Annotated in this window: 1 protein-coding gene; it reads right to left on the reverse strand. The window is 66.1% G+C overall.

Features of this window, described 5'->3' with window-relative positions:
- Nucleotides 1-1,120: condensation domain-containing protein (locus tag ACFXKG_RS41330; protein ID WP_384850791.1), on the reverse strand; the 1,120-nt coding region annotated here is incomplete at both ends.

Below are 1,120 nucleotides of genomic sequence, written 5' to 3' on the forward strand. Positions count from 1 at the left end.
CCATACAACTCACTCAACTCACGCGTCACCACACCCATCGACCACCCATCCGTCACGATGTGATGCATCGACAGAACAAGCACGTGATCGTTCTCTTCGATCTCGGCGAGCAGCACCCTGACCAGTGGCCCTGTCGTGAGGTCGAAGGGTGCGGCGGCCTCGGCCCGGAGAAGGGCGTCCAGTTCTTCCGGGGTGCCGGGAACGACACGACGTACCGGCACGTCCATGGAGTCGTGCACCACCTGCACGCCGCGACCCGCTACGGAGTCGAATGTCGTACGCAGCGCCTCATGCCGCGCGACCAGTCCCGCTATCGCGGTTTGCAGGGCGGGGAGATCGACGGCTCCGGTGAGCCGCAGGCCGCCAGTGATGTTGTACTCCACTCCGCCGGGCGTGAAGTTCTCCAGGAACCAGAGGCGTTCCTGGGCGAACGACAGGGGCAGGTAACCGTCCCGGGACGCCGGCTCGATGGCCGACCCTGTGGCCGTCTCCACGGCATCGTCAAGAGTGGTGATCTCCTCGGCGAGCCGGGCGACGGTGGGGTGGTCGAACAGAGCGCGCGGCGAGAGCCCGGCCCCCAGCGCGGCCCGGATACGCGACACCACCTTCAAGCTGGAGATGGAATCCCCGCCCAGCTCGAAGAAGTCGTCCTCCACTCCCACCCGCTCCACGCCGAGAACCTCGGCCCAAACGGCAGCAAGAGTCCTCTCCGTCTCGGTGCGTGGAGCGACATACTCGTCCCCGGCCTCGAAAAACGGCTCCGGCAACGCCCGCCGGTCCACCTTCCCGTTGACCGTCAACGGCAACGCATCCAGCACCACGAACACCGACGGCACCATGTACTCGGGCAAGAGAGTCGCAGTGTGCTCGCGTACAGAGGAGAGATCGACATCCTCGGTCGCACCCGACGGTACGAGATAGCCCACCAAGCGCTTGATGCCTGGCCTGTCCTCACGAGCCACCACCGCGGCCACACCCACCGCAGCGTGCCGGACCAGCACCGCCTCGATCTCGCCGAGTTCGATACGGAAACCCCGCACCTTCACCTGACCGTCACCCCGGCCCAGGAAATCCAGCCGACCATCCCCACGCCACCGCACCACATCACCCGTCCGGTAGA

Origin of the sequence: Streptomyces sp. NPDC059255 (assembly GCF_042752355.1) — a bacterium.
In the GTDB taxonomy this organism is placed as follows: domain Bacteria; phylum Actinomycetota; class Actinomycetes; order Streptomycetales; family Streptomycetaceae; genus Streptomyces.